This is a genomic window from Salinivibrio sp. MA427 (assembly GCF_001996115.1).
Lineage (GTDB): Bacteria > Pseudomonadota > Gammaproteobacteria > Enterobacterales > Vibrionaceae > Salinivibrio > Salinivibrio costicola.
In genome coordinates, this window is sequence record NZ_MUFH01000466.1 from 1 (window position 1) to 1,347 (window position 1,347).

Annotated in this window: 2 protein-coding genes; both read right to left on the minus strand. The window is 38.6% G+C overall.

What is annotated here, in order from left to right:
• Positions 1-311, minus strand: a 311-nt coding sequence (locus BZG79_RS16590) for a hypothetical protein (protein WP_206779510.1), incomplete at its 3' end; no start/stop codon positions are given.
• Positions 312-446: 135 nt separating this feature from the next.
• Complete coding sequence (locus BZG79_RS15630; RefSeq protein ID WP_077774869.1) at positions 447-1,343, minus strand: hypothetical protein; 897 nt, start codon at positions 1,341-1,343, stop codon at positions 447-449.
• Between the last annotated feature and the right edge of the window lie 4 nt (positions 1,344-1,347).

Here is a 1,347-nt window from a genome sequence, read left to right on the forward strand (position 1 = left end):
CCAATAACTCTGTGGCTATTATTAACAGGAAAGACTATGAATTCTGAAGAGTCTGAACCATAAAACGGTTCATCATAAACAATATAGATGTTCACTTTCTCACCCATTTCACCGTGTTTCCTTGAGTGAGTCACTTTACCTTTATGCTCATTTCCTAAACTATCTTTAATGCTTGCCGAATGGGATTCTGAGTTCCATGAAATTGCCTTAATCGCTCCAATTTCACCTGACACCTTACATATAGTTGTGTCGGCCCAGCTATGTATTGGAAATAGAATAGCTAGACTAGCCAAAACCATTGAATACTTCACGTATTTCTCCTGTAAATATAACGCCCCAATCACGCGCCCAAATTGTTGGGTGCTTTTTGGTGATACACTGACGCGAAGCGGCAATCACCCAAAGCCGCGCGACGATTTGGGTCGCCTTGAATTGGTTTGTTAGTTTCATTTTTTAAGAACAAGACATTGATATTGCGCTATTCTATTTAAATCCGCCGTATATTGCGGAAACTCAGATTGTAACAAGCATAGAGCATCAGCAAATGTGATTTGATGCAAATTTGACTTGTAATCAAAGATTAAGCAATTTATACGTGATTCAAACGACTCTATACCCGGCTCAGCCTTGCATTGCCCCCACATGACTTGATCGATTTCATCTTCGGGGTCTTCCAAAGGACTATTGGCCTGAACATATAAGTTTGACAGCATTGCTTCATACAGCGATGTTAATAACTGATCTTTGCAACGTAATAGCCAAGCCAAAGTGATCAAGTTGTGTCCAAAGAAACCAAACTGCTCAATACAAGATGATAATACATCTGAGAGACTGGCCTTTACTGGCACTGGTTTCGAGTTAACGTTATCTATATTTGAAAACGTAGACGTAACGAACTCTGTAAAACGATTGAGAAAGGCTGGGATCTGATGTTCATTCAATTGCCTATAGACACTATTCATTGCAAGCAATATCGTCACATTGTGGGATAAGTATTCATTGGCAGATGCTGCTTTGGTGGCAAAGTGGCGAAAAATCTCATCAAAACCTTTGTTTTGATACCACTGAAAAGTAGCTTGATAAGCTGCGGGATAAATACCACGATTCAGTATTCTATGAATACGAAAGTCTTGTAATGCTGGTGCTTGAACAGATTCCTCATATATAGGCTGTACCAAAACTGAATCATTAGCCATCAAAATAGACGTATGAGAAAAAATTTTGTCATTTTCACCAAAACGTTTAGCAAGGAAATTTGCTGATAAAAATGCTTTCAACGCATGAGGTTGATGAATTATTGCCCCACTATGTAAGGCTTGTTCTAACAATTCCAAATTGTTCATATAT

Coding starts and splice junctions, on each gene's coding strand:
- BZG79_RS15630 (WP_077774869.1), bottom strand. CDS start 1,343: ATGAACAATTTGGAATTGTTAGAACAAGCCTTACATAGTGGGGCAATA.